This window comes from Polaromonas sp. P3_C2, from assembly GCF_056402675.1.
Window position 1 is genome coordinate 1 of the sequence record NZ_JBFUGX010001232.1, and the last position, 590, is coordinate 590.

The window sequence follows — 590 nt, forward strand, 5'->3', positions numbered from 1 at the left end:
ACGTATTACCGCGGCTGCTGGCACGTAGTTAGCCGGTGCTTATTCTTACGGTACCGTCATTAGCCCTCTTTATTAGAAAGAGCCGTTTCGTTCCGTACAAAAGCAGTTTACAACCCGAAGGCCTTCTTCCTGCACGCGGCATKGCTRGATCAGGSTTKCSCCCATTGTCYAARATTCCCCACTGCTGCMTCCCGTAGGAGTCTGGGCCGTGTCTCAGTCCCAGTGTGGCTGRTCGTYCTCTCAAACCAGCTACAGATCGTCGGCTTGGTGAGCTTTTACCTCACCAACAACCTAATCTGATATCAGCCGCTCCAATCGCGCGAGGTCTTGCGATCCCCCGCTTTCATCCTTAGATCGTATGCGGTATTAGCGTAAATTTCTCTACGTTATCCCCCACGATTGGGCACGTTCCGATATATTACTCACCCGTTCGCCACTCTCGAGTATTGCTACTCTACCGTTCGACTTGCATGTGTAAGGCATGCCGCCAGCGTTCAATCTGAGCCAGGATCAAACTCTATAGTTTAATCACTGCAATAATTTTCAACTCCTTGCATTTGACTGCAAGAAGAAACTCATAAAAACGGAAT

The 590-nt window shown here is 49.3% G+C and carries 1 rRNA gene; it reads right to left on the reverse strand.

The annotated features are described in order from the left end of the window. A 16S ribosomal RNA gene (locus AC1DWI_RS25790) occupies nt 1-526 on the reverse strand; the annotation flags it as partial. Between the last annotated feature and the right edge of the window lie 64 nt (nt 527-590).